This is a genomic window from Pseudomonas sp. JL27(2026), assembly GCF_056933555.1.
The window spans coordinates 3037384-3062206 of the sequence record NZ_CM167794.1 but is presented as its reverse complement, the minus strand read 5'-3'; the positions used below and the strand labels follow the sequence as shown (position 1 = coordinate 3062206).

Below are 24823 nucleotides of genomic sequence, written 5' to 3'. Positions count from 1 at the left end.
CCCACGTGAGTCTCATTGGGCTATAACCTGTGACATACCTTTATTTGTAGTAAGGAGCATCAGCACATGCAACTGGGGATCATTGGACTGGGCCGCATGGGCGGCAACATTGCGCGGCGCCTGATGCTCAACGGGCACACCACTGTGGTCTATGACCGCAACACCGCGTTCGTTGACACCCTGAGCCAAGAGGGCGCCACTGGCGTCGCAGATTTGCCGGCACTGGTCGCGGCACTCGATAAACCCCGAGCGGTCTGGGTCATGCTGCCTGCGGGCGCACCGACCGAAGAAACCATCGACACCCTGAGCCAGTTACTGGAAGCAGGTGATGTGATCATCGATGGCGGTAACACCTTCTACAAGGACGATATCCGCCGGGCCAAAACCCTCGCGGAAAAAGGTTTGCAGTACATCGACGTCGGCACTTCCGGCGGCGTTTGGGGGCTGGAGCGTGGCTATTGCATGATGATCGGTGGCGACGCTGACGTGGTGAATCGCCTCGATCCGTTGTTCGACACGCTGGCGCCGGGCCTGGGCGATATTCCGCGCACCAAGGACCGTGTTGCCGACGACGATCGCGCCGAGCGTGGCTACATTCACGCAGGCCCGGCAGGCTCGGGGCACTTCGTGAAGATGATTCACAACGGTATCGAATACGGAATGATGCAGGCGTTTGCCGAAGGCTTCGACATTCTGAAGACCAAGGCCAGTGAGAACCTGCCTGAAGACCAGCGTTTCAACCTGAACGTGGCCGATATCGCTGAAGTCTGGCGTCGCGGCAGCGTGGTCTCGTCCTGGTTGCTGGACCTGACCGCCGACGCATTGGCCAGCGATCCGAAACTCGACGGTTACTCCGGCGCCGTGGCCGACAGCGGAGAAGGTCGCTGGACCATCGAAGCGGCCATGGAGCAATCGGTACCGGTACCGGTGCTGTCCAACTCGTTGTTCGCCCGTTTCCGCTCGCGCCAGCAAAGCACCTATGGCGACAAACTCCTGTCAGCCATGCGCTTCGGCTTTGGTGGCCACGTAGAGACGCCGAAGAAATGACCTCGATCCGCAAGAAATCCAAGGCAGAACCTGCGCCGCCGACCACGTTATTCCTGTTCGGCGCCCATGGCGACCTGGTCAAGCGCCTGCTGATGCCGGCGCTGTACAACCTCAGTCGCGACGGTCTGCTCAATGATGGCTTGCGGATCGTTGGTGTCGATCACAACCTGATCAGCGATGCAGACTTCGCCAAGAAACTCGAAGACTTCATCCGTACCGAAGCGCCGAGCAAGGTCGGCAACGGCCACCAGGTGCTGGACCCGACCTTGTGGGCCAAACTGGCCAAGGGCATCAGCTACGTCCAGGGCGACTTCCTGGACGACAGCACGTATCAGGCGCTGGCAGCAAAAATTGCTGCCAGCGGCACGGGTAACGCGGTGTTCTACCTGGCCACCGCGCCGCGCTTCTTCAGTGAAGTGGTACGGCGGCTGGGCGCTGGCGGGTTGCTGGAGGAGGCCCCCGAGGCTTTCCGCCGAGTGGTGATCGAGAAACCGTTCGGCTCTGATCTGCACACCGCCGAAGCCTTGAACGCGTGTTTACTCAAGGTCATGTCGGAAAAACAGATCTACCGGATCGACCACTACCTGGGCAAGGAAACCGTGCAGAACATTCTGGTCAGCCGGTTCTCCAACAGCCTGTTTGAAGCGTTCTGGAACAACCATTACATCGACCACGTACAGATCACTGCGGCGGAAACCGTGGGGGTCGAGACGCGTGGCAGCTTTTATGAACATACCGGCGCATTGCGTGACATGGTGCCTAACCACCTCTTCCAGTTACTGGCGATGGTGGCCATGGAACCTCCGGCGGCGTTTGGCGCCGACGCAGTGCGTGGCGAAAAAGCCAAGGTGGTCGGGGCCATCAGGCCCTGGTCCATCGAAGATGCGCGCGCCAACTCGGTGCGCGGTCAGTACACCGCGGGGGAGATCGACGGCAAGCCGCTGGCTGGTTACCGCGAAGAAGCCAATGTGGCCCCCGACAGCAACACTGAAACCTACGTGGCGCTCAAGGTGATGATCGACAACTGGCGTTGGGTCGGTGTGCCGTTCTACCTGCGCACCGGCAAGCGCATGAGCGTGCGCGACACCGAGATTGTCATCTGCTTCAAGCCCGCGCCTTACGCACAATTTCGCGACACCGAAGTCGATCAACTGCAACCGACGTACCTCAGGATCCAGATCCAGCCGAACGAAGGCATGTGGTTCGACTTGCTGGCCAAGAAGCCCGGCCCGGCGCTGGACATGGCGAACATTGAACTGGGATTTGCCTACAAGGACTTCTTCGAGATGCAGCCGTCGACGGGCTATGAAACCCTGATCTACGACTGCCTGACCGGCGATCAAACCCTGTTTCAGCGTGCCGACAACATCGAAAACGGTTGGCGTGCCGTGCAGCCGTTCCTGGATGCCTGGCAGCAGGATGCGTCGGTGCAAGGTTATCCAGCCGGCGAAGACGGTCCCGCAGCCGGCGAAGAGTTACTGGCCCGTGACGGCCGCGTCTGGCATTGCCTCGGATGAGTGGCGTCACGCAGCAACCCATCCGTTTTTTGCTCAGTGACATGGACGGCACCTTGTTACTGCCTGATCACAGCCTCAGTCAGCGGACCATCGAAGCTGTGCGGGCATTGCGCGATTCAGGGGTCTATTTCAGCCTGGCGACCGGTCGCCCGCCCAAAGCCATGCTGCAACAGATTGAAGCGCTGGGTATCGACCTGCCGACGGCAGCTTTCAACGGTGGAACCCTCGTTCACCCTGACGGCCGCTTGCTGGTGGCTCATTACGTGCCCAAAGACGTGGCGATCCGTGCCATTGCGTTGTTTTCAGCGCAGCCGGAAGTTGAGGTCTGGGTGTTTGCCCACGGCGACTGGCTGTTGCGCAACCCGAACGGTCCGATGGTGCCGCGCGAACAGCAAGGCCTGGGCTATCCACCGGTGGTGGTCGACGCCTTCGAGCCGTATCTGGATCGAATCGACAAGATCGTTGCAGCCAGCGAGAACGCAGCGTTGCTGATTGAGCTTGAGGCTCAGTTGCAAGCCAGGGTGCCGGGGCAGGCGCAGGTGTCACGCTCACAACCGGTTTACCTGGACGTGACGGCGATGCAGGCAAACAAGGGCGAGGCGTTGGCCACATTGGCCGGGTTTCTGGGGGTGCCATTGGCGCAAACCGCAGCCCTTGGCGATGGTGGCAACGATCCGGCGATGTTCCATCGGGCCGGGTTGTCGATTGCCATGGGGCAGGCGCACGAGACGGTCAAGCGTCAGGCCGATGTGGTGACGGGCAGCAACGTCGATGACGGTGCCGCCCAGGCAATCGAGCGCTACATTTTGCCTCGTTGAGGAGCTACGCCTCACCAGGCACACCGTCGGCAATGGCCACGCGGGCCATTGCCGACGCTTCGTTTACAACCCCAGGTCAGACAAGCCCGGGTGCTCATCCGGGCGACGGCCCAGCGGCCAGTGGAACTTGCGGTCGCTTTCCTTGATCGGCATGTCGTTGATGCAGGCGTAACGGTTGGACATCAGCCCATGTTCGTCGAACTCCCAGTTTTCATTGCCGTAGGAACGGAACCAGTTACCGGAGTCGTCGCGCCATTCGTAGGCGTAGCGTACGGCGATGCGGTTGTCGGTAAAGGCCCAGAGTTCCTTGATCAGTCGGTAGTCCAGTTCCTTGGCCCATTTGCGGGTCAGGAAACCCTTGGCCTCTTCGCGGTTGCTGGCGAATTCGGCACGGTTGCGCCATTTCGTGTCCAGCGTATACGCCAACGACACCCGTTGTGCATCGCGGGAGTTCCAGCCATCTTCGGCCAGACGGATTTTTTCAATGGCCGACTCACGGGTGAACGGCGGAAGTGGCGGACGAACTTCGGCATTAGATGACATTTAAAGTCTCCAAGAAAAAGTGTGTGTTCAAACAGCAGGTTGTTCTTGTTTAAACCGTCACAGGTCCAATAACTGACGCGCCATGCATTGCGCATTATCGGCGGCACTGTGATCGCCCATGACAAGAGCAACGGTAATGGCGCCATCGATCAGGATCAGCAACTGGTGGGCCAGTGCCTGCGGGTCGTGTACGCCATGTTCGGTACAGAGCTCGCACACGTAGTCGAGCAGTTTCTGTTTGTGTTCCTTTGCTACCAGGCGCACCGGGTCTTGCGGGTCGCCGGTTTCGCCGCTGGTGTTGATGAAGGCGCAGCCGCGAAAGCCTTCGCTGGCAAACCAGTGCTTGAGTACCGTGAACAGGTTGAGCAGGCGCCCGCCCGATGAGTCAGCCTTGCCGACTTCGGCGCGAAACCAGTTCATCCAGCGCAGGTCGCGGCGCTGCAGGGCGGCCACCACCAGTTCGTCCTTGTTGGCGAAGTAGCGGTAGATACTTTTCCTGGAGACGCCGGCGGTTTTCACCAGAAGATCCATGCCCGTGGCAGCAATGCCACTTTTGTAGATCAACTTTTCGGTGACATCCAGAATGATGTCGCGTGTGTCGTTGCTAGTGATTTCGTTCATGTGGCATACAGTAGAATGATCGTTCTCCTTGGTCAATGGCTTTTTGCGCTGATGGTTTTTTCGTTAGATATCAGCGCAGTGAATCTCAACGCGTGAAGACCGGAACGCCTCCATGGTGTAAGCTCATGCGCTCTTCGGATTAGACCCATTTGCGAGCCCTATGCCGTCGCTTTTCAAACGTTCCCTACTGCCTAAACTGCGCAGTTTTGCGCTGACCGCCGACGCCGTCACCATCCTGGGCAGCGCTGACGAGTTCCGCCGTTGCCTGCTGGAGAAAATCGCCCAGGCGACCCAGCGTATCTACATCGTCGCGCTTTACCTGCAACAGGATGAAGCAGGCCAGGAAATCCTCGACGCCTTGCACGCCGCCAAAACCGCGCGCCCCACGCTGGACGTGGTGGTGGTGGTTGACTGGTTGCGCGCCCAGCGCGGGTTGATCGGTGCCGGCAAGCAGCCGGGTAATGCGGCCTGGTATCAGCAAGAGACCCGGGACCGCGACAGCGAAGTGCCGATCTACGGCGTGCCGGTGCAAACCCGTGAACTGTTTGGCGTGCTGCACCTCAAGGGTTTCGTGATCGATGATTGCGTGGTGTACAGCGGCGCTAGCCTGAACAACGTCTACCTGCACAAGTTCGACAAGTACCGTTTTGACCGCTATCACGTGCTGCGCAACAGCGCCCTGGCCGATTCCATGCAGCACTTGATCCAGCATGGGCTGATCGCGTCCAAAGCTGTGCATCGCCTCGACCTGCCCAACCCGCCGACCACGCGCAGCCTGCGCAATGACATCGGTGACCTGCGCAGCCGCCTCAAGCACGCGGCGTACGACACCACGGCCGGTACGCTCCCCACTGGCGGCCTGTCGGTCAGCCCGTTGCTGGGGGTGGGCAAGAACAATGCGTTGAGCCGGGTGATCCTCGAGCTGATTGCCTGCACTCAGCAGCAACTGACCATCTGCACGCCGTACTTCAACCTGCCATTGCCGGTTACCCGGGAAATCAACCGGGCGCTGGCTCGCGGGGTGAAAATCGACATTATCGTCGGTGACAAGACGGCCAACGATTTCTACATTCCGCCCAGCGAACCGTTCAAGGTGATCGCGGCGCTGCCTTATCTGTATGAAATCAGCCTGCGCCGCTTCGCCAAACGTCATCAACGGATGATCGACAGCGGTCAGTTGAACCTGCACCTGTGGCGCGAAGGCGACAACACCTATCACTTGAAGGGCATGTGGGTCGATCAGCGCTACACCTTGCTGACGGGCAACAACCTCAACCCGCGCGCGTTCCGTCTGGACCTGGAAAACGCCTTGCTGATCGATGATCCGCACAGTGAGTTGATGGAACCGCGTCGCACCGAGCTGACGGAGATTTTCCGCAACACCACGCGCATCGAGCGTTATCAGCAACTGGAGACGCTGGTGGACTACCCGGCAGCCGTTGGCAAGTTCTTGCGGCGGGTGAGCCGCGTGCGGATCGAGCGGTTGCTCTACCGTATCCTTTAAGGGCTGCGCCGCAGGGGCCCTTGCAAACGAGTGTCTGCGCTACCAAAGGAGACTGGTTTTTTGTCCGCCACTGCCTAACATGGCCAACACTCCACTAACAGGGCGCTCACTGATCGATGTCGGAAAAAGACACCATCTCCATTCACCTGGTACGTGAAGCGTTACTGCAGGGTTGCACGGCCGGCGATGCCAGTGATGAAGTACTGCGCAAGGTCGGTATCGCCCCGGCACTGCTGGAGCTGTTCGAGGCCCGTGTGCCCGCCACTCACTACGCCCGGTTGTGGCGATTGCTGGCCCGGCGCACGGGTGACGAGTTCTTTGGCATGGACCCGCGCAAACTGAAATCCGGCAGTTTGGCGTTCCTGTGTCGTTCCTCCATGGCCCAGCCGAATGTGGCAGCGGGGCTGGAGTCCGGTTTGAATTTTCTGTCGCTGATGCTCGAACGGTTGCCCGCGCAACTGGTCCGACAGCAAAGCCTGGCGGAAATCGTCCTGCTGGAAGACGACCCGCAACCGCGCCGGGCATTTACCTATTTCACTTACTGGATGATTGTGCATGGTGTCGCCTGCTGGCTGGCCGGGCGGCGGATTCCGATTCTCGCCATCGAACTGCGCTGCCCGCGTCCGGACTTCTGCCACGACTATGAGGTGATGTTCTCCGAAAACCTGCGTTTCGACCGGCCGCGCACGCGCATGATCTTCTCTGCCGACTGCCTCGACCTGCCGATCAAGCGTAATGCCGAAGAGCTCAAGCGTTTTCTGGCTCACGCCCCGGCCAACATACTGGTCAAGTACCGCGACCCGCAAAGCCTGGCCAGCCGGATCAAGCAGGATTTGCGGCACTTAAGTGCCGAGCAGTGGCCGGAAACCGACACCTTGGCGCAACGCTTGTGCATGTCGGCATCGACCTTGCGTCGACGGCTGGCCGAGGAAGGGCAGACCTACCAGGGCCTCAAGGACAGCGTGCGCAAAGAACTGGCGATTGCCTGGCTGGCGGAGCCCTCGATCAGCTTTGCCGAGATCGCCACGCGCCTGGGGTTTGCGGATGCGAGTTCGTTCTACAAGGCGTTCCGAAAGTGGTCGGGGTCCAACCCTGGGCATTACCGCAGTTTGATTCTTAACGAAGCGAGCTGACCCAGGCCTTAGCGCCAGGGCCAGAGACCCCACCTCTTGAACAATATTGGCCAAACCAGTCAAGCAACTTGATAGCTTTGACCATTGCCGCGCCCGGCACACAGAGCGAGTATTTCCCTGATTTTTACGGTTCCCCCAACCTAATAAAAATACAGAGGGATTCTGGCAATGCGCGATTACCTGTCTGCGACTTCACAGTTCAACTATCAAACCACCGTCGATGCCGCACTGAGCGGTTCGTTGACGGCGCTCAACGCCTGCGTCGAGTGTTGCGACCGCCATGCCTTGCCGGGTCGCATCGCGTTGTTCTGGGAGGGCCGCGACGGTGCCAGCGCGACCTACACCTTCAGTGATTTGCAGGACAAGGCCGCGCGTTTCGCCAATTTCCTGCGGGCGCAGGGCGTCAAACAAGGTGACAAGGTCGCCGGCCTGCTGCCGCGTAACGTCGAATTGCTGATCGCAGTACTCGCCACCTGGCGCATCGGCGCGGTCTATCAGCCGCTGTTCACCGCTTTCGGCCCGAAAGCCATCGAACACCGCCTCAACAGCTCCGGTGCTGCCGTGGTCGTGACCGATGCGGTGAACCGTCCCAAACTCAATGACGTTGCGGATTGCCCGACCATCGTCACTGTTGCTGGCCCGAAAGGTCAGGGCATCGTGCGCGGGGACTTCAGCTTCTGGGCCGAACTGGCCAACTATCCGGCCCAGTGCGAGCCGGTGCTGCTGAGCGGCGAAGACCCGTTCCTGCTGATGTTCACCTCGGGCACCACCGGCCCGTCGAAGGCCCTGTCAGTGCCACTCAAGGCCATCGTCGCCTTCCAGAGTTACACCCGCGACGCCGTGGATCTGCGCCCCGAAGACGCCTTCTGGAACGTGGCCGATCCGGGCTGGGCCTACGGCATTTATTTCGGCGTCACGGGCCCGTTGGCCATGGGGCATCCGATCACTTTTTACGATGGCCCGTTCACCCTCGAAAGCACCTGCCGGGTGATCAACAAGTACGGCATCACCAACCTGACCGGCTCGCCCACGGCGTATCGGCTGCTGATTGCCGGGGGCGACGAATTCGCCCGATCGATCAAGGGCAAGCTGCGCATCGTCAGCAGCGCCGGCGAGCCGCTGAACCCGGAAGTGATCCGCTGGTTCGCCGACAATCTCAACGTGCTGATCCATGACCATTACGGTCAGACCGAACTGGGCATGGTGCTGTGCAACCACCATGGTCTTGAACACCCGGTGCACATCGGTGCGGCCGGGTTTGCCTCGCCGGGGCACCGGATCGTGGTACTCGACGATCACCATCAGGAGTTGTCGGTGGGGCAACCGGGGATTCTCGCCATTGACCGCAGCCAGTCACCGATGTGCTGGTTCAACGGGTACGAAGGCGCGCCGACCAAGGCGTTCGTCGGCCAGTACTACCTCAGCGGCGACACCGTGGAGCTGAACCCGGACGGCAGCATCAGTTTCGTCGGGCGCAGCGATGACGTGATCACCACTTCAGGCTACCGGGTCGGCCCGTTCGATGTTGAAAGCGCGCTGATCGAGCACCCGGCCGTGGTTGAAGCCGCCGTGGTCGGCAAACCGGACCCGGAGCGCACCGAGTTGGTGAAAGCCTTCGTGGTGCTCAGCCCTCAGTACCGTGCCTCACCCGAGCTTGCCGAAGAGCTGCGCCAGCACGTGCGCAAGCGTTTGGCCGCGCACTCGTACCCCCGTGAAATCGAATTTGTCAGTGAGTTGCCGAAAACCCCAAGCGGCAAATTGCAGCGCTTTATCTTGCGCAACCAGGAAATCGCCAAGGCTCAAGAGGCCGCGGTTAACAAGGCTTCGGCTTGAACCCAAGGAAACAATGATGCAGATCGAAAACAAGGCTTTTCTCGTCAGTGGCGGCGCTTCAGGTCTGGGCGCGGCCACCGCTGAAATGTTGGTCGCTGCCGGCGCCAAAGTGATGCTGGTGGATTTGAACGCCGAGGCCGTTGCGGCTCAGGCGAAAAAACTCGGTGCCCACTGCGTCGTGGCCGACATCAGCCAGGAAGTGGCCGCCGAAGCTGCGGTCAGCGCTGCCGTTGCGGCGTTTGGCGGTTTGCACGGCCTGATCAACTGCGCGGGCGTGGTGCGTGGCGAGAAGATCCTCGGCAAGAACGGCCCTCATGCATTGGCCAGTTTCAGCCAGGTGATCAATGTCAACCTGATCGGCAGTTTCAACCTGTTGCGCCTGGCGGCTGCGGCCATTGCCGAGACCGACGCTGATGCCGACGGCGAGCGCGGCGTGATTATCAACACGGCATCCGTGGCGGCGTTCGACGGTCAGATCGGCCAGGCCGCCTACGCCGCCTCCAAAGGCGCGATTGCCAGCCTGACCTTGCCGGCCGCTCGTGAGCTGGCGCGCTTCGGCATCCGCGTGATGACCATCGCCCCAGGCATTTTCGAAACACCGATGATGGCTGGCATGCCCCCCGAAGTCCGCGAGTCCCTGGCGGCCGGCGTGCCATTCCCACCGCGCCTGGGTAAACCAAGCGAGTACGCCGCGCTGGTCAGGCATATCATAGAAAACAGCATGCTCAACGGTGAGGTGATCCGTCTCGACGGTGCCTTGCGCATGGCCGCCAAATAAGGAGTATTTGTCATGACTATTTCCAACGATCCGATTGTTATTGTCAGCGCCGTCCGCACCCCGATGGGCGGTTTTCAAGGTGAATTGAAGAGCCTGAGCGCGCCGCAACTGGGCGCTGCTGCGATCCGCGCGGCCGTCGAACGTGCCGGTGTGGCCAGCGACGCCGTTGAAGAGGTGCTGTTCGGTTGTGTGCTCTCGGCGGGCCTTGGTCAGGCGCCGGCACGTCAAGCCGCATTGGGTGCCGGGCTGGACAAGTCGACCCGTTGCACCACCCTCAACAAAATGTGCGGTTCAGGGATGGAAGCGGCCATCCTGGCCCACGATATGTTGCTGGCCGGCAGCGCTGATGTGGTGGTGGCAGGCGGCATGGAAAGCATGTCGAACGCACCGTACCTGCTGGACCGTGCACGCAGCGGTTATCGCATGGGCCATGGCAAAGTGCTTGATCACATGTTCCTCGATGGCCTCGAAGACGCCTACGACAAGGGGCGCCTGATGGGCACCTTCGCCGAGGATTGCGCCGAGGCGAACGGTTTCAGCCGTGAAGCCCAGGATGCGTTTGCCATTGCTTCGACTACCCGTGCCCAGCAGGCGATCAAGGACGGCAGTTTCAACGCCGAAATCGTCCCGGTGCAGGTCATGGTCGGCAAGGAGCAGAAAACCATTACCGACGATGAACAGCCGCCCAAAGCCAAACTGGACAAAATCGCCAGCCTGAAACCGGCGTTCCGCGACGGTGGCACGGTCACGGCAGCCAACTCCAGCTCGATCTCCGACGGTGCGGCAGCGTTGGTGCTGATGCGGCGCTCTGAAGCGCAAAAGCGTGGTTTGAAACCGCTGGCGGTGATCCATGGTCACGCGGCGTTCGCTGACACGCCGGGCCTGTTCCCGGTGGCTCCGGTGGGCGCGATCAAAAAGCTGATGCAGAAAACCGGTTGGTCGCTGGATGACGTCGAGCTGTTCGAGGTCAACGAAGCCTTTGCGGTGGTCAGCCTGGTGACCATGACCAAGCTGGAAATTCCCCACAGCAAGGTCAACGTCCATGGCGGCGCCTGCGCGCTGGGCCATCCGATCGGTGCATCCGGTGCGCGGATCCTCGTGACGCTGCTCTCGGCTCTGCGCCAGAAAGGCTTGAAGCGCGGCGTTGCAGCCATCTGCATCGGCGGCGGTGAAGCCACGGCCATGGCCGTTGAATGCCTGTACTAAGGAACCACCACCATGCTCCCGACTGACGAACAACTACAGATCAGCGACGCGGCCCGGCAATTTGCCCAGGAGCGGCTCAAGCCGTTCGCCGCCGAGTGGGACCGCGAGCACCGCTTTCCCAAGGAAGCCATCGGCGAGATGGCCGAACTGGGCTTTTTCGGCATGCTCGTGCCCGAGCAGTGGGGCGGCTGCGACACCGGCTACCTGGCGTACGCCATGGCTCTGGAGGAGATTGCGGCGGGCGATGGCGCCTGTTCGACCATCATGAGCGTGCACAACTCGGTGGGTTGCGTGCCGATCCTCAAGTTTGGCAACGACGACCAGAAGGAGCGCTTCCTCAAACCCCTGGCCAGCGGCGCCATGCTCGGTGCCTTTGCACTCACCGAACCGCAGGCCGGCTCCGATGCCAGCAGCCTGAAAACCCGTGCCCGCCTGAGCGGCGATCACTACGTGCTCAACGGCTGCAAGCAGTTCATCACCTCCGGGCAGAACGCCGGGGTGGTGATTGTGTTTGCGGTCACCGACCCGACTGCCGGTAAACGCGGAATCAGCGCGTTCATCGTGCCGACCGACTCACCGGGCTACAAGGTGGCACGGGTCGAGGACAAACTCGGCCAGCACGCCTCGGACACCTGCCAGATCCTCTTTGAGGATGTGAAGGTGCCGGTGGGCAATCGGCTGGGCGAGGAGGGTGAAGGCTACAAAATCGCCCTGGCCAACCTTGAAGGCGGGCGCGTGGGCATTGCCTCGCAATCGGTCGGCATGGCCCGCGCCGCGTTCGAAGCGGCCCGTGACTACGCGCGTGAGCGTGAGAGTTTCGGCAAGGCGATCATCGAGCATCAGGCTGTCGCTTTCCGCCTGGCGGACATGGCGACTCAAATCGCCGTCGCCCGGCAGATGGTGCATTACGCTGCCGCCCTGCGTGACAGTGGCAAGCCGGCGCTGGTGGAAGCTTCGATGGCCAAGCTGTTTGCTTCGGAAATGGCCGAGAAGGTGTGCTCGTCAGCGTTGCAAACCCTTGGCGGTTACGGTTACCTGAGCGACTTTCCGTTGGAGCGCATCTACCGTGATGTGCGGGTGTGCCAGATCTACGAAGGCACCAGCGATATTCAGCGCATGGTCATTTCGCGCAATCTTTGAGAAGGAACGTTTGTATGAGCTACGAAACGATTTTGCTGGAAGTCCAGGGCCGGGTTGGCCTGATCACCCTGAACCGTCCGCAAGCCCTGAACGCGTTGAACGCGCAGATTGTCAGCGAGCTGAACCATGCGCTGGACGGTCTGGAAGCGAATCCGGAAATCGGCTGCATCGTGCTGACCGGCTCGAAAAAAGCCTTCGCGGCCGGCGCCGACATCAAGGAAATGGCCGAGCTGACCTACCCGCAGATCTACCTCGACGACTTGTTCAGCGACAGTGACCGGGTGGCCAATCGGCGTAAGCCGATCATCGCGGCCGTCAACGGGTTTGCATTGGGGGGTGGCTGTGAGCTGGCGCTGATGTGCGACTTCATCCTGGCCGGCGACAACGCCAAATTCGGTCAACCGGAAATCAACCTCGGCGTGCTGCCGGGCATGGGCGGTACCCAGCGCCTGACCCGCGCCGTGGGCAAGGCCAAGGCCATGGAAATGTGCCTGAGCGGGCGGTTGATCGACGCAGTGGAAGCGGAGCGTTGCGGCATCGTTGCGCGCATCGTGCCGGCAGATGATCTGCTGGAAGAAGCGTTGAAAGTGGCGGCGCTGATCGCCAAAAAGTCCTTGCCGATTGCGATGATGGTCAAGGAAAGCGTGAACCGCGCCTTTGAAGTCAGCCTGTCCGAGGGCGTGCGTTTCGAGCGTCGGGTGTTCCATGCGGCGTTTGCCACGCAAGATCAGAAAGAAGGCATGGCGGCGTTTATTGCCAAGCGTGAGGCTGAGTTTAAAGGGATGTGATTTGACATTTGGGGGTGTCTGCAAGGGCCACCCCTCACCCTAACCCTCTCCAAAAGGGAGAGGGGACTGACCGAGTTGTTTGGTCGACGTACTGCGACCTGAGATATCAAGTTGAACTCAAGTGTTGAAAAGTCTGAAGGTCGACGCTCTCTCCAAAATGGGGAGAGGGGCGGGTTTCAAAGCCACCCCAATCTCACGTATCAAACCAAATAATTCTTCAATTCCCGCGCAATCACCATCCGCTGTATCTCGCTCGACCCCTCGTATATCTGTGTGATCCGCGCATCGCGGTAGTAGCGCTCCACCGGGTAATCCTCCAGGTAACCGTAGCCGCCATGAATCTGCATGGCCGACGAGCAGACCTTTTCAGCCATTTCCGAGGCAAACAGCTTGGCCTGCGAAGCCTCTGACAAGCACGGCTTGCCGGCGCTGCGTAGCCGGGCGGCGTGCAGGATCAGCAAGCGCGCTGCATTGATGCGGGTGTGCATGTCGGCCAGCAGATTGGCGATGCTTTGGTGCTCGATGATCGGCTTGTCGAACTGCACCCGGTCACGGGCGTAGGCCAGCGCCGCTTCGAAGGCCGCACGGGCAATGCCCAGTGCTTGCGCAGCAATGCCGATGCGGCCGCCTTCGAGGTTGGACAAGGCAATCGCCAGCCCCTTGCCACGTTCGCCCAGCAGGTTGGCTTCGGGGATAGTGCAGTTGTTGAGCGTCACCGCACAGGTATCGGAAGCACGGATGCCCATTTTGTGTTCGGTGCGGTCGACGATAAACCCCGGGGTGTCGGTCGGCACCAGAAACGCGGACAGACCTTTCTTGCCCAGGTCCGGATCGGTCACGGCGAACACGATGGCCAGTTTCGCCCGCTTACCGTTGCTGACGAACTGCTTGGCGCCGTTGATCACCCACTGCCCCTCGCGCAACTCGGCACGGGTGCGCAGGTTGTGCGCTTCGGAACCGGCCTGGGGTTCGGTCAGGCAGAAGCAGCCGATGGCTTGACCGCTGGCCAGGTCCGCCAGCCAGATCTGTTTCTGTTCTTCAGTACCGTAGTTGAGCACCGGCCCGCAGCCTACCGAATTGTGGATACTCATCAATGCGCCGGTGGCGCCGTCACCCGCGGAGATTTCTTCCACCGCCAGCGCATAGGCGACGTAATCGAGGTAGGTGCCGCCCCATTCCTCGGGCACCACCATGCCGAGCAGGCCGAGTTCGCCCATCTTCGCCACCAGACCATCGTCGATCCAGCCAGCCTTTTCCCAGGCCTGGGCGTGGGGTGCGATTTCGCCACGGGCAAAATCCCGGGCCATGTCGCGGATCATCACTTGTTCTTCAGTCAACTCGATATCGTGCATGGCTCAGTTCCCGCTCTGGTCGAAACCGCTGAAAAAACTCGCGACGTGTTGGGCGTCCAGCGCCTGCACGGTCGGCGGGTTCCAGCGTGGGTTCTTGTCTTTGTCGATCAACAGGGCGCGCACGCCTTCGATCAGGTCACCGCGTTCGAACCACTGGCGATCCAGGTGCAGTTCAAGGGCAAAGCAACGTTCAATGTTCAGGTGTCGCCCGCGACGCAGCATCTCCAGGGTCACGGCCATGGCCAGCGGCGAGCGACTGTCGAGCAGGTCGGCGGTGGCTTTCGCCCACTCATGACTGTCGGCGACGGTGACTTCACGCAGTTGTTCAATAATGCTCGGTACGTCGGGCAAGGCAAAGAAGTGGTCGATGGCCGGGCGCAGAACCTGCAACGGCGCATCGGGAAGATGCTGGACCGCGAGTTTTGCCAGCAGGCCTTGCAGGTCCTTGAGCGGGGTTTCGTGCCACACAAGGGTGTCGAGGCGTTGATCCAGTTCGGCGAGCCTGGCGCTTTCCAGGTACCAGTCGGCCAGCCCGCAATACAGCGCATCGGCGGCGCGGATCTGTACGCCGCTGACACCGAGGTAAATCCCCAACTCCCCGGCAATGCGCGGCAGGAAGTAGCTGCCGCCCACATCCGGGAAGTAACCGATGGCCACTTCCGGCATCGCCAGACGGCTGCGCTCGGTGACCACTCGCAGGTCGGCGCCTTGCACCAGGCCCATGCCGCCGCCCAGGACAAAACCGTCCATCAGTGCCAGTACCGGCTTGCGGTAATCGTGGATGGCCAGGTCCAGGGCATATTCCTCGACGAAGAAGTCCTGATGCAGGGTCTCGCCGCTTTTGAAGCTGTCGTACAGCGAGCGGATGTCGCCACCGGCGCAGAACGCTTTCTCGCCGGCTCCGCGCAGCACCACGGCATGCACCTCGGTGTCTTCGGCCCAGGCATCGAGTTGGCGGTGCAGGCTGCGGACCATGTCCAGGGTGATGGCGTTGAGGCCGGCGGGGCGGTTGAGGGTCAGGTGACCGATGTGGTTGCGCACGTCAGCCAGCACGTCGTCTGGCCGGGCATCCATGGACGGGGTTGCCTGGGATTTAACCTGAGCAGTCATCACTAACTCCCTGCTTTTATTGTTCTTTATAGAAGTGTTCGCGCGCGAACGATCCCGGATCGTAACAGTGCAAATTTGCGATGTACAACCGGGATAGATGCAGGTCCGGTCTGCATTTTTGCAGCACTGGCACCGGTAATTGCCCTTGAATGGCCCGCGGGCAGCGACCACGACCGATTCGGCTGTGAGAGAGCCTTTATCAGCATAAGCGGGTTGTTTGCACAGGCGCTAACGACACCTCCCGGCCGTCGTCTGTTGGCATTCTGGCGGTCCGAGCGAACCTGTCTGCGTCAAGGGTTTCAAGGCGAGGTGCGCAGCGTTGTCGGCACGCCACCCCGGAAAACAATAAGAACGCTGCTGCGGTAGATGCCGCAACGACTCTCTGTTCCTGCCCATAAAAGCGGCCCGGCACCCCAGCCTGGCGGCGATAACTCCAAATAAATCGGGACTCTGAAGATGAACAAATCATGGCTGACCCTGCCTGTCCTCGCGTTGTTGTTCTGTGGCGCTGGCGCCCATGCCAAGGAGTGGAAAGAGCTCCGGTTCGGCACCAACCCCAGTTACCCACCGTTTGAATCGAGCACCGCCGATGGCGGCGTGCAAGGCTTTGGCGTGGACCTGGGCAATGCGATCTGCGCCGAACTCAAGCTCACTTGCGTCTGGGTCAGCAATGACTTCGACGGGCTGATTCCCGCACTCAAGGCCGGAAAGTTCGACGCCATCCAGTCATCGATGACCGTCACCGAGGCGCGCAAGAAACAGATCGATTTCTCCGACCGTTTGTATTCCGGCCCGACCGCTATCGTCACCCGCAAGGATTCGGCACTTGAACCCACTGCCGAATCGCTCAAGGGCAAAACCCTGGGCTTCATGCAGGGCACCATTCAGGAATCCTACGCACGGGCCAGGCTCGCGCCGGGTGGGGTGAAACTGCGGGCCTATCAGAATCAGGATCAGGTTTATGCCGATCTGGTTTACGGCCGTCTCGACGCCTCCATCCAGGACAAACTGCAAGCGCAGATGAGCTTCCTGGAGTCGCCCCAAGGCACCGACTTCAAGAACAGCGAAGGCATCAGTGACCCATTGATTCCGTCTGAGATCGCCCTTGGCATCCGCAAGGACAACGAAGAACTCAAGAGCATGCTCAACGGGGCCATCAAGGCCCTGCACGAGAAGGGCATCTACGCGCAGATCCAGCGCAAGTACTTCGGCGATCTCGACCTCTACAACAACTGATCCCCACGCCCGGTGCCGCGCCATCACCAACGGCGCGGCGCCGGGCGATGGCGCATCGATACGGGTGACTTTCGTGACGACCTTCCTCAATGCTCTGGGCCTGGATTTCCCGGCCCTGCAAGGCTATGGCCCGCTGTTGCTGCACGGCACGTGGGTAACGATCAAATTGTCGGCGCTGTCGCTGCTGGTGAGCATGCTTCTGGGCCTGCTGGGCGCAGCGGCCAAGCTGTCACCGCTGCGCATCCTCAACCTGCCGGCGACGTTCTACACCACGCTGATTCGCGGCGTTCCGGACCTGGTCCTCATGCTGCTGATTTTCTATAGCCTGCAAGGCTGGTTGAGCAGCCTGACCGAAGCCATGGGCTGGGCGTACATGGAAATCGATCCGTTCGTGGCCGGGATCGTGACCCTGGGCTTCATTTACGGTGCGTATTTCACCGAGACCTTTCGCGGGGCGATGATGAGCATCCCTCGCGGTCAGCAAGAAGCGGCTGCTTCCTTTGGACTGGGTCGCTGGCAGCGATTTCGCTTCGTGGTGTTCCCGCAGATGATGCGTTTTGCCTTGCCAAGCCTGGGCAACAACTGGCTGGTGCTGCTCAAGGCCACGGCGCTGGTGTCGATTATCGGTTTGTCGGACCTGGTCAAAGTGGCGCAAGAGGCCGGTAAAAGCACCTTCAACATGCTTGATTTCCTGTTGCTGGCCGCAGCGCTGTATCTGTTGATCACCAGTGCGTCGAATTATGTATTGCGGGTGCTTGAGCGGCGCTACAACCAGGGCGTGCGGGGGATGGCGCGATGATCGAGTTACTGTCCGAGTACTGGAAGCCGTTCCTGTTCAGCGATGGCTACAACCTGACCGGCCTGGCCATGACCCTGTGGTTGCTGGTGGTGAGCATCGTGTTGGGCTTCATTCTTTCGTTGCCGCTGGCGATCATGCGGGTGTCACGTTGGGGCCTGTTGCGCTGGCCGGTTCAACTGTTCACCTATGTGTTTCGCGGCACGCCGCTGTATATCCAGTTACTGATTTGCTACAGCGGGATCTACGGGATCGCGGTGGTGCGCTCGCAACCGCTGCTTGAAGCATTCTTTCGCGATGCGATGAATTGCACCTTGCTGGCGTTCACCCTCAACACCTGTGCCTACACCGTGGAAATTTTCGCCGGGGCGATTCGCAGCATTCCCTACGGTGAAATAGAGGCAGCCCATGCCTACGGTTTGAGTGGCTGGCGCCTGTATCTGCGGCTGATTCTGCCGTCGGCGTTGCGCCGGGCACTGCCGTATTACAGCAACGAAGTGATCCTGATGCTGCACGCCACGTCCGTGGCCTTCACCGCGACCATCCCGGACATCCTCAAAGTCGCCCGCGACGCCAACGCCGCGACCTTCATGACCTTTCAGGCCTTCGGTATTGCCGGTTTGTTGTACCTGGCGTTGTCGTTTGGCCTGGTCGGTGCCTTTCGCCTGGCGGAGAAGCGCTGGCTGAATTTTCTCGGACCGGCTCACTGATCCTTTCCTATTTTCTTTCTATCCAGAGCGGCGTCGATACGGGCGCCACTCCAGGAGTGATCCATGTACAAGCTGACGGTTGAAAATCTGTATAAGCGCTTTGGTGACAACGAAGTGCTCAAGGGCGTCTCGTTGAAAGCGCGGGCCGGTGATGTGGTGAGCATGATCGGTGCCAGCGGTTCGGGCAAAAGCACCATGCTGCGCTGCATCAACTTTCTGGAGCGGGCCGACGAGGGCGCCATTGAGCTGGAGGGCGAGCGGATCGTGACCCGTGCGGCACCGGGCGGAATGCGGGTTGTCGACCCGGCGCAGTTGCAGCGGTTACGCACACGGTTGGCCATGGTGTTTCAGCATTTCAACCTGTGGAGCCACCTCACGGTGCTGGAAAACATCATGCTCGCGCCTTGTCAGGTGTTGGGCGCCAAACGTAAGGAGGCTGAAGCCGCTGCCCGGGTGTATCTGGACAAAGTTGGCTTGGCGCAGCGGGTGGCGGATCAATACCCGGCGTTTTTGTCCGGTGGCCAGCAGCAGCGCGTGGCAATTGCTCGTGCGCTGGCGGTGGAGCCGGAGATTCTGTTGTTCGACGAGCCGACCTCGGCTCTGGACCCGGAACTGGTGGGCGAAGTGTTGAAGGTGATTCAGGCCTTGGCTGAAGAAGGCCGGACCATGCTGATGGTGACCCACGAAATGGGCTTTGCCCGGCAAGTTTCCAGCCAGGTGCTATTCCTGCATCAGGGGCGGGTTGAGGAGCAGGGTGATGCGTCGATTCTCGACCAGCCACAAAGCGAACGTTTGCAGCAATTTTTATCGGGCCGTTTGAAGTGAGGCAAGACATCCATGGCGGATATCCGCGACCTGTCGATTGTGCTTGATCGTATCGATCAGGCGATTATTGAAGTGCTGCGCCACGAAGGGCGCATCACGTACCAGAAGCTCTCCGAGCGCGTGCACCTGACGCCCAGGCCCTGCCTGGAACGAGTGCGTAAACTCGAACAACTGGGCGTGATTCGCGGCTACGGGGCGATTCTCGACGAGAAGAAACTGACCCCGGGGTTGTCACTGCTGGTGTTGGTGGCGCTGTCGAACCAGAGCGGGCGCGCTGCGCAGAAAGCGTTCGAAGCCAAGGTGCGTGCCTGCCCGCAGGTGCTGGAATGTCAGTTGATCAGTGGCGCGTTCGACTACAGCCTGCGCATGCGCTGTCGCGACATGGAACACTATCGGGTGCTGACCGAAGTCTGGTTCGACGACCCGGACCTGCACATCGACAAACTGGTCAGCCACCCCGAACTGGCGATGGTCAAGACTTCGATGGAGTAAGCATCAAACAATACACAACCTGTGGGGGCGAGCCTGCTCGCGAATGCGCTGGGTCAGTCAATAATGATGTTGTCTGACACGCCGTCTTCGTCGGAACGCCGCCCGGAGCAGGCTCGCTCCCACAAGGATCCTGGTCCTCGTCGAATCGGCTGAAAAAGACACAATCATCAGCCGTTTCCATCATCCCGAATCCCCTTATCAGCCGGGTTTTACCGGCGCCGAATCACACAATGAGCACCTCTCAACCCTCATTGATTCTGTGCCCATGCAAACCACCAATACCGTTTTGATGATTCGCCCGACACGTTTCGCCTTTAACCAGGACACCGCCGCCAACAATCGTTTCCAGCGGCAGGCGGACGTGGCTGAAGATGTGCAACTCAAGGCCTTGCAAGAGTTCGACGGCTATGTCGCGGCCCTGCGTGAGCACGGGGTTGAAGTGCGGGTGCACCACGACAGCGAGGCACCGCACACCCCGGATTCGATCTTCCCCAACAACTGGTGGAGCAGCCACCCCGACGGCACCTTGGTGCTGTACCCGATGCAGGGCCATAACCGGCGTCTGGAACGTGACAAAGGCGTGCTCGACTGGCTGCGGGACGACTATCACGTCGACCAATTGCTCGACCTGTCCAGCCTTGAACAACAGGAAGTGTTCCTGGAAGGCACCGGCAGCATGGTCCTGGATCGCACGCAGCGGATTTGCTACGCCGGTTATTCGACCCGCACCCATGCCCTGGCCTTGCATCAAGTGGTGGATCACCTCGGCTATGAGCTGTGCGCGTTCAACGCGGTGGACCGACATGGCGTGGCGATTTATCACACCAACGTGATGATGAGCGTCGGCAGCCGCCTGGCGGTGGCGTGTCTTGAGTCAATTCATGATCACGCGCAACGTGCGACCTTGCGCGCACGGCTTGAAGACAGCGGCAAACAGGTCATGCCCCTGAGCTGGGAGCAGCTGGAGTCGTTTGCCGGCAACATGCTGGAACTGCACAACGCCGCGGGCGAGCCGTTGCTGGTGATGTCGCGCACGGCCTGGAACTCGCTGGACACAGACCAGCGCCGCTTGATCGAAAACCATGCCCGGCCGCTGCCGGTGAACATCGACACCATTGAACGCATTGGTGGCGGCAGTGCGCGCTGCATGCTGGCCGAAGTCTATTTGCCTAAACGCATGACCCCACAGGAGCTCTCCCGATGATCGTTCGTCCTGCAAACATGACCGACCTGCCGGCGTTGCTGGCCCTGGCCCACAGCGCGGGCACCGGTTTGACCACGTTACCGGCCGACGCCGTGCGTTTGCGTCAGCGGCTGGAGTGGGCGGAAAAAACCTTTGCCGGCGAGGCTGAACGCGCCGATGCCGATTATCTGTTTGTGCTTGAAGCCGACAATGGCGAAGCCGTCGGCATCTGTGCGCTGGCCGGCGCGGTCGGGTTGCGCGAGCCCTGGTACAACTATCGAATGGGGCTGTTTGTCGCGGCGTCGAAAGACCTGGGGATCAACCAGCAATTGCCGACGTTGTTCCTGGGCAACGACATGACCGGGCATTCAGAACTGTGTTCGTTGTTCCTGCACGCCGGGCATCGCAGCGGTTTGAATGGGCGTTTGCTGTCCAAGGCACGGTTCCTGTTTCTTGCCGAGTTTCGCCAGCAGTTCGGCGAAAAAGTGATTGCCGAGATGCGCGGCTACTCGGATGAGGAGGGCGTGTCACCGTTCTGGGAAGGCCTTGGGCGGCACTTCTTCAAGATGGATTTTGCCGACGCCGACTACCTCACCGGGTTGGGGAACAAGACCTTCATCGCCGAACTGATGCCCAAGTTTCCACTGCCGACCTGCCTGCTGCCCGAAGCCGCGAGGACGGTGATCGGTCGGGTTCATCCCAACACAGAACCGGCGCTGGGCATGCTCAAGGCTGAAGGATTCGAGCACAAGGACTACATCGATATCTTTGACGGCGGGCCGTTGATCGAGTGCGCGACCGGAGACATTCGTGCGGTGCGCGACAGTCAGGTGTTGCAACTGAGCATCGGTACGCCCGGTGAGCAAGCGCCGGTGTACTTGATTCACAACCGCCAGTTCGCCGATTGCCGGATCACTGCCGCACCGGCGCGGGTCGCTGCCGGCACCTTGATTGTCGATGCACAAACGGCCAAGGCGCTCGGGTTGACGGCCGGCACCTCGGTGCGGGCGGTCAGCCTGGCGGTGCCGGCGCGGCAATTGTCGGCAGCTTAGCGCTCAACCCGATGGGCGAGTACTTCACCGATGCTGCGGCGCTTGGCATGTCGCTCACTGGCGTGGATCAACTGTTCAAGGTCTTCGGGGGTGACGTCGAAGAACGCTTGCAGGTCGGCCAGGGCCAGTTTGAGATCCTCGGCGGTGATCGCCAGCGTGTTTTCGGGCGGATGATCGCCGGGTACCACGACCGCAGGTTCGCTGTGGCCCTTGGGGTAGCGGATGCGCGTCAGGTTGTTGTAGACCAGCGCGCTGGCCAGCAAACACGCGGCGCTGAGCATCACCGGCCCGAGTGCGCGCCAGTCCATGGCGAGGGTCGCCGGGTCCGCGAGTACCAGCAGCAGGGCCAACGCCCCGGCCGGTGGGTGCAGGCAACGCAGCCAGCACATCAGCATCAGTGCCATGCCAGCGGCGAGGCAGGCACTGCCCAGTGTGCGCCCAACTAAATGGGCCACCAGCAGCGCCATCCCGGCCGCGCAAAGATAGCCGCCGAGGATCGACCACGGTTGGGCCAGCGCACCGGAAGACACCGCGAACAACAACACCGCGGAGGCGCCCAGTGGCCCGATCAAGTGCAGCGCCACCTCCATGCCGAACACCTTGGCGCACATCCAGACACTCAAGAGCGTGCCCAACGACATGCCGATGGCCGCACGGCTCCATTCGGTGGGGCGGGTGTTGATAGCAGCAGGAAACCAGCGAGCAAACATGACGGGAACAATCCAATAGCAGAGAGCGGGCAAAAAGAAGGGCTTGTCTGGATCACCAGAAAGCCCTTTAAGCGTTCCAACATTTGGGGGAGGAACCGGCACAGTGTGCCGATCAATCCAACCCCTGACAAATTCATATTAATGCGCCTTCAGTGCATTAACTTTGCACTATATGGGCTCAGGCTCCGCTATGACGCCGAATCCTTATGCGGGTATGCCGGGGGGAGCAATCAGGAGTAGCGCTTAACCGGATATGATCGCTGGCCGGATAACGTAGCGCATGGCGCAACGCCGCGAGGGCGGTAACCCGTGTTCGGCTTCAGTGTGCAGAACAGCGGTTAAACGTAGGCCAATCTGCTCGGCGGGCAGGGTTTCAAATCCAAACCGCTGATAGAAGGCCTCATTCCATGGCAATTCGCGGAAGGTGGTCAAGGTCATGGCGGCCAATCCTGAATGACGCGCAGACGTCAGGGCCGCTTGCAACAATTGACGGCCCAGACCCTGGCCTTGAAACCGTCGGCTGACCGACAGCTCCTGAATGTGCAATTCGTGATCAAAGATCTCGGCACTGAGAAAGCCCGCAACCGTGTCTTCGTCTGCCATGGCCACCCACACCGCAGAGCAGGCGATGTTGTGTACATGCTGGGCCGCGTCGGGGACAGGCTCATCGGCCAGCCAGGCGAGTTCCGGGACCTGGCGAAAGAGTTCGGCGGCAGAGCGCTCGATGCCGGGCAGCGCCTGGGCGTCGGCTAAACGGGCAGGGCGGATAAAGGTCGTCATGGGCGCTAGCTTAAGCAGGCGCCCCCTTGTTACGCAACCTGCTAGGGCTGCGCTGACGGTCGATGCAACAGCACGTAATCGCTCTTGTCGAAGCGACCACTCAGCACAGGCGCAAGGGCTCCGGTTGGTGAGTCTTGCAGCGTCTGATAGTCGGTTTTATCCATCACGATCCAGGCAGGCCGGGGTACGTTTTCCAGCTCCTGTGCGGACCCGGTGAAGATCGGCAACAGGTCCTGTTCGATGTTGACCATGAACTTGATCGCTCGCGCGTCTTTGCCCATGGCGTGCAGCACCACTGGCGCCGGGTCTTTCTGTATCAGGGCAAACGCTGCGCGAGTGAACGTGCGGGTGTCATAGAGCGTACGCTCGACCGGCTCGAACACCAGAATGTAGGTCGACCACAACGCCAGCACCGCAGAGAACGCCAGGCCGACAGCCCGCCACTGGGCTTTGAACAACAGCGCCAGCGCGATCAGTTGCAGCACTGCCAGTGTCACCAACGCCGGGGTCAGTTCGGTCAGGTGCTCCGGAAAACGCCGTTGCGCGAACAGCAAGGCGCCGATCAGCAGCGCAGGCATCAGCAACCACAGGCCTTGCATCAAGCCGCGCAACCAGAAGAACACCCGCCCCTGTGCAACCTGGAACGGGTACGCCGCGATAATGGCGGCCATGGGCAGCATGGGTAGCAGGTAGCGTGCTTTTTTCGCTTGGGGCACCGACAAACCGACCATCACGATCAACCCGGCAGCAGCGCAATAGCGCAACAGGTTTAATGCCGGCCCGCGATCCTGTCGGCCCGCCACCGCGACGGCGATCAACACCAACACCGCCAGTGGGTACGCCAGCGCATAGTTGCCCATCGAGCTGGTGAAGTAATAAAACACCCCGCTGGAGCCTTCGCTGCCGTCCATGCGCCCCATGAACTGCATGCGGATCACATCCTGCACGAAATCCGCGCCGCCGCTGCGTTGAGCCAGCCATAACAGCAACCCGACACACCCGAGCAGCAGCACTGAGGCCAGCAGCCCGAAGCCGAGCATGCGCCGCCATTGGCCATGGATCAGGTAGTAGCTGCACAGCATGCCCGTGGGAATCACCAGGCCGATAGGCCCACGAATGCCAAAGCCGAGCAGTAACAGCGCGAAGATCAGGATCATTCTTCGCGGTGCACCGAAATGGTCGCAGCTGTAGCCAAGGTAAAACACCGTGAACGCCACCGCTGCAAGCATCTGGTCCAGCGAGACAGCGCGGGTTTCGGTGACGAAGGTATTGGTGAGCATCAGCAGCGCAATACTCAGCAATGCCCAGCGTTTGGAGTACGGCGCTACGAGGCGATAGATCAGCACCACGATCCACGCCGCCGCCAGGGCGCTGGGCAACCACGCGGTCAGGGCGTTCACCCTGCCGAACGGCAACGACAACCCGTAGACCAGCAGCGTGCTGGTCGAGGAGTAATCCGCGTAAGGCTGGCCATAGGTGGTCGGAAAGAAACCCGGCCCGTGGCGCAGCATTTCCTGGGCAAACAGCACAAACCTTGAATCGAAGCCGATGGCGTCCTGCTGATAAACACCGGCGATGAGCAGCAGTAACGCCAGCAGGCCAAGTCCAAGGGATTGCCAGTGAATCTCTGTCGATCGTGGAGTTATCAA

General features: G+C 60.7%; 24 protein-coding genes. 17 read left to right on the top strand and 7 right to left on the bottom strand.

Translation table 11 applies throughout. The features are described from left to right. The first annotated feature begins 42 nt into the window (after positions 1-42). Genes gnd through AC1Z1G_RS13795 form a run of 3 tightly spaced genes read left to right on the top strand, consistent with a single transcriptional unit; the run spans position 43 to position 3382 of the window. The gene (gnd, locus tag AC1Z1G_RS13805) at positions 43-1047 is read left to right on the top strand and encodes a phosphogluconate dehydrogenase (NAD(+)-dependent, decarboxylating) (RefSeq protein ID WP_483627853.1); all 1005 of its coding nucleotides are present in this window, start codon (positions 43-45) and stop codon (positions 1045-1047) included. After that, positions 1044-2564, top strand: a complete 1521-nt coding sequence (zwf, locus tag AC1Z1G_RS13800; RefSeq protein ID WP_483620636.1) for a glucose-6-phosphate dehydrogenase — start codon at positions 1044-1046, stop codon at positions 2562-2564. Before gnd ends, zwf begins: the two co-directional genes overlap by 4 nt. Further along, positions 2561-3382, top strand: a complete 822-nt coding sequence (locus AC1Z1G_RS13795; RefSeq protein ID WP_483620635.1) for an HAD family hydrolase — start codon at positions 2561-2563, stop codon at positions 3380-3382. The genes zwf and AC1Z1G_RS13795 overlap by 4 nt, the downstream gene beginning before the upstream one ends. A gap of 63 nt (positions 3383-3445) precedes the next feature. Here AC1Z1G_RS13795 and AC1Z1G_RS13790 read toward each other — a convergent pair whose 3' ends face one another. After that, on the bottom strand, positions 3446-3925 hold the full coding sequence (locus AC1Z1G_RS13790) for a nuclear transport factor 2 family protein (protein WP_483620634.1): 480 nt from the start codon (positions 3923-3925) through the stop codon (positions 3446-3448). A gap of 57 nt (positions 3926-3982) precedes the next feature. Next, complete coding sequence (locus tag AC1Z1G_RS13785) at positions 3983-4546, bottom strand: TetR/AcrR family transcriptional regulator (RefSeq protein WP_483620633.1); 564 nt, start codon at positions 4544-4546, stop codon at positions 3983-3985. Positions 4547-4706: 160 nt separating this feature from the next. On the opposite strand from AC1Z1G_RS13785, the gene pssA reads away from it, so the two are divergent. The 7 genes from pssA (at position 4707) to AC1Z1G_RS13750 (ending at position 12928) form a co-directional block, all read left to right on the top strand. Next, entirely contained in the window at positions 4707-6050 is a 1344-nt protein-coding gene (gene pssA / locus AC1Z1G_RS13780; protein WP_347900415.1) for a CDP-diacylglycerol--serine O-phosphatidyltransferase, read from the top strand. A 116-nt stretch (positions 6051-6166) separates the two neighbouring features. Next, a complete protein-coding gene (locus AC1Z1G_RS13775) occupies positions 6167-7183 on the top strand; it encodes an AraC family transcriptional regulator (protein WP_483620632.1) in 1017 nt (338 codons plus the stop codon). A gap of 168 nt (positions 7184-7351) precedes the next feature. After that, positions 7352-9016: an AMP-binding protein gene (locus AC1Z1G_RS13770; RefSeq protein WP_483620631.1), complete on the top strand. Its 1665-nt coding sequence runs from the start codon at positions 7352-7354 to the stop codon at positions 9014-9016. Between the two features lie 16 nt (positions 9017-9032). Further along, complete coding sequence (locus AC1Z1G_RS13765; RefSeq protein ID WP_483620630.1) at positions 9033-9794, top strand: SDR family NAD(P)-dependent oxidoreductase; 762 nt, start codon at positions 9033-9035, stop codon at positions 9792-9794. A 12-nt stretch (positions 9795-9806) separates the two neighbouring features. Continuing rightward, positions 9807-11000 carry an acetyl-CoA C-acyltransferase gene (locus AC1Z1G_RS13760; protein WP_483620629.1) on the top strand — a complete coding sequence of 398 codons (1194 nt, stop codon included), beginning with the start codon at positions 9807-9809 and terminating at the stop codon, positions 10998-11000. Positions 11001-11012: 12 nt separating this feature from the next. After that, positions 11013-12140: an acyl-CoA dehydrogenase gene (locus AC1Z1G_RS13755; RefSeq protein ID WP_483620628.1), complete on the top strand. Its 1128-nt coding sequence runs from the start codon at positions 11013-11015 to the stop codon at positions 12138-12140. A gap of 14 nt (positions 12141-12154) precedes the next feature. Beyond that, positions 12155-12928 (top strand): enoyl-CoA hydratase, encoded by a 774-nt coding sequence (locus AC1Z1G_RS13750; RefSeq protein WP_483620627.1) that lies wholly within the window; start codon positions 12155-12157, stop codon positions 12926-12928. A 200-nt stretch (positions 12929-13128) separates the two neighbouring features. On the opposite strand, the gene AC1Z1G_RS13745 is transcribed toward AC1Z1G_RS13750, so the two are convergent. Continuing rightward, positions 13129-14280: an acyl-CoA dehydrogenase family protein gene (locus AC1Z1G_RS13745; RefSeq protein ID WP_483620626.1), complete on the bottom strand. Its 1152-nt coding sequence runs from the start codon at positions 14278-14280 to the stop codon at positions 13129-13131. Between the two features lie 3 nt (positions 14281-14283). Further along, positions 14284-15390 carry an enoyl-CoA hydratase/isomerase family protein gene (locus AC1Z1G_RS13740; RefSeq protein WP_483620625.1) on the bottom strand — a complete coding sequence of 369 codons (1107 nt, stop codon included), beginning with the start codon at positions 15388-15390 and terminating at the stop codon, positions 14284-14286. 456 nt (positions 15391-15846) lie between these two features. On the opposite strand from AC1Z1G_RS13740, the gene AC1Z1G_RS13735 reads away from it, so the two are divergent. From AC1Z1G_RS13735 to astA, 7 genes are all read left to right on the top strand, one after another. After that, a complete protein-coding gene (locus AC1Z1G_RS13735) occupies positions 15847-16626 on the top strand; it encodes a transporter substrate-binding domain-containing protein (protein ID WP_483620624.1) in 780 nt (259 codons plus the stop codon). A 73-nt stretch (positions 16627-16699) separates the two neighbouring features. Next, complete coding sequence (locus AC1Z1G_RS13730; RefSeq protein ID WP_483620623.1) at positions 16700-17425, top strand: ABC transporter permease; 726 nt, start codon at positions 16700-16702, stop codon at positions 17423-17425. Then, on the top strand, positions 17422-18132 hold the full coding sequence (locus AC1Z1G_RS13725; protein ID WP_347900402.1) for an ABC transporter permease: 711 nt from the start codon (positions 17422-17424) through the stop codon (positions 18130-18132). Before AC1Z1G_RS13730 ends, AC1Z1G_RS13725 begins: the two co-directional genes overlap by 4 nt. A gap of 63 nt (positions 18133-18195) precedes the next feature. After that, entirely contained in the window at positions 18196-18957 is a 762-nt protein-coding gene (locus AC1Z1G_RS13720) for an ABC transporter ATP-binding protein (RefSeq protein ID WP_483620622.1), read from the top strand. Between the two features lie 12 nt (positions 18958-18969). Beyond that, positions 18970-19449, top strand: coding sequence for an Lrp/AsnC family transcriptional regulator (locus tag AC1Z1G_RS13715; protein WP_483620621.1), 480 nt, complete (start codon positions 18970-18972; stop codon positions 19447-19449). Between the two features lie 265 nt (positions 19450-19714). Next, the gene (ctlX, locus tag AC1Z1G_RS13710; protein WP_483620620.1) at positions 19715-20653 is read left to right on the top strand and encodes a citrulline utilization hydrolase CtlX; all 939 of its coding nucleotides are present in this window, start codon (positions 19715-19717) and stop codon (positions 20651-20653) included. After that, positions 20650-21684 (top strand): arginine N-succinyltransferase, encoded by a 1035-nt coding sequence (gene astA, locus AC1Z1G_RS13705; RefSeq protein WP_483620619.1) that lies wholly within the window; start codon positions 20650-20652, stop codon positions 21682-21684. Before ctlX ends, astA begins: the two co-directional genes overlap by 4 nt. Here the strand turns inward: astA and AC1Z1G_RS13700 are convergent. The 3 genes from AC1Z1G_RS13700 to AC1Z1G_RS13690 all read right to left on the bottom strand — a co-directional run bounded on the left by AC1Z1G_RS13700 (position 21681) and on the right by AC1Z1G_RS13690 (position 24820). Further along, positions 21681-22394, bottom strand: coding sequence for an HPP family protein (locus tag AC1Z1G_RS13700; RefSeq protein ID WP_483620618.1), 714 nt, complete (start codon positions 22392-22394; stop codon positions 21681-21683). The genes astA and AC1Z1G_RS13700 overlap by 4 nt on opposite strands. Positions 22395-22637: 243 nt before the next feature. After that, entirely contained in the window at positions 22638-23174 is a 537-nt protein-coding gene (locus AC1Z1G_RS13695; protein WP_483620617.1) for a GNAT family N-acetyltransferase, read from the bottom strand. Positions 23175-23215: 41 nt separating this feature from the next. Further along, positions 23216-24820 carry an ArnT family glycosyltransferase gene (locus tag AC1Z1G_RS13690; RefSeq protein ID WP_483627851.1) on the bottom strand — a complete coding sequence of 535 codons (1605 nt, stop codon included), beginning with the start codon at positions 24818-24820 and terminating at the stop codon, positions 23216-23218. Positions 24821-24823: the final 3 nt, after the last annotated feature.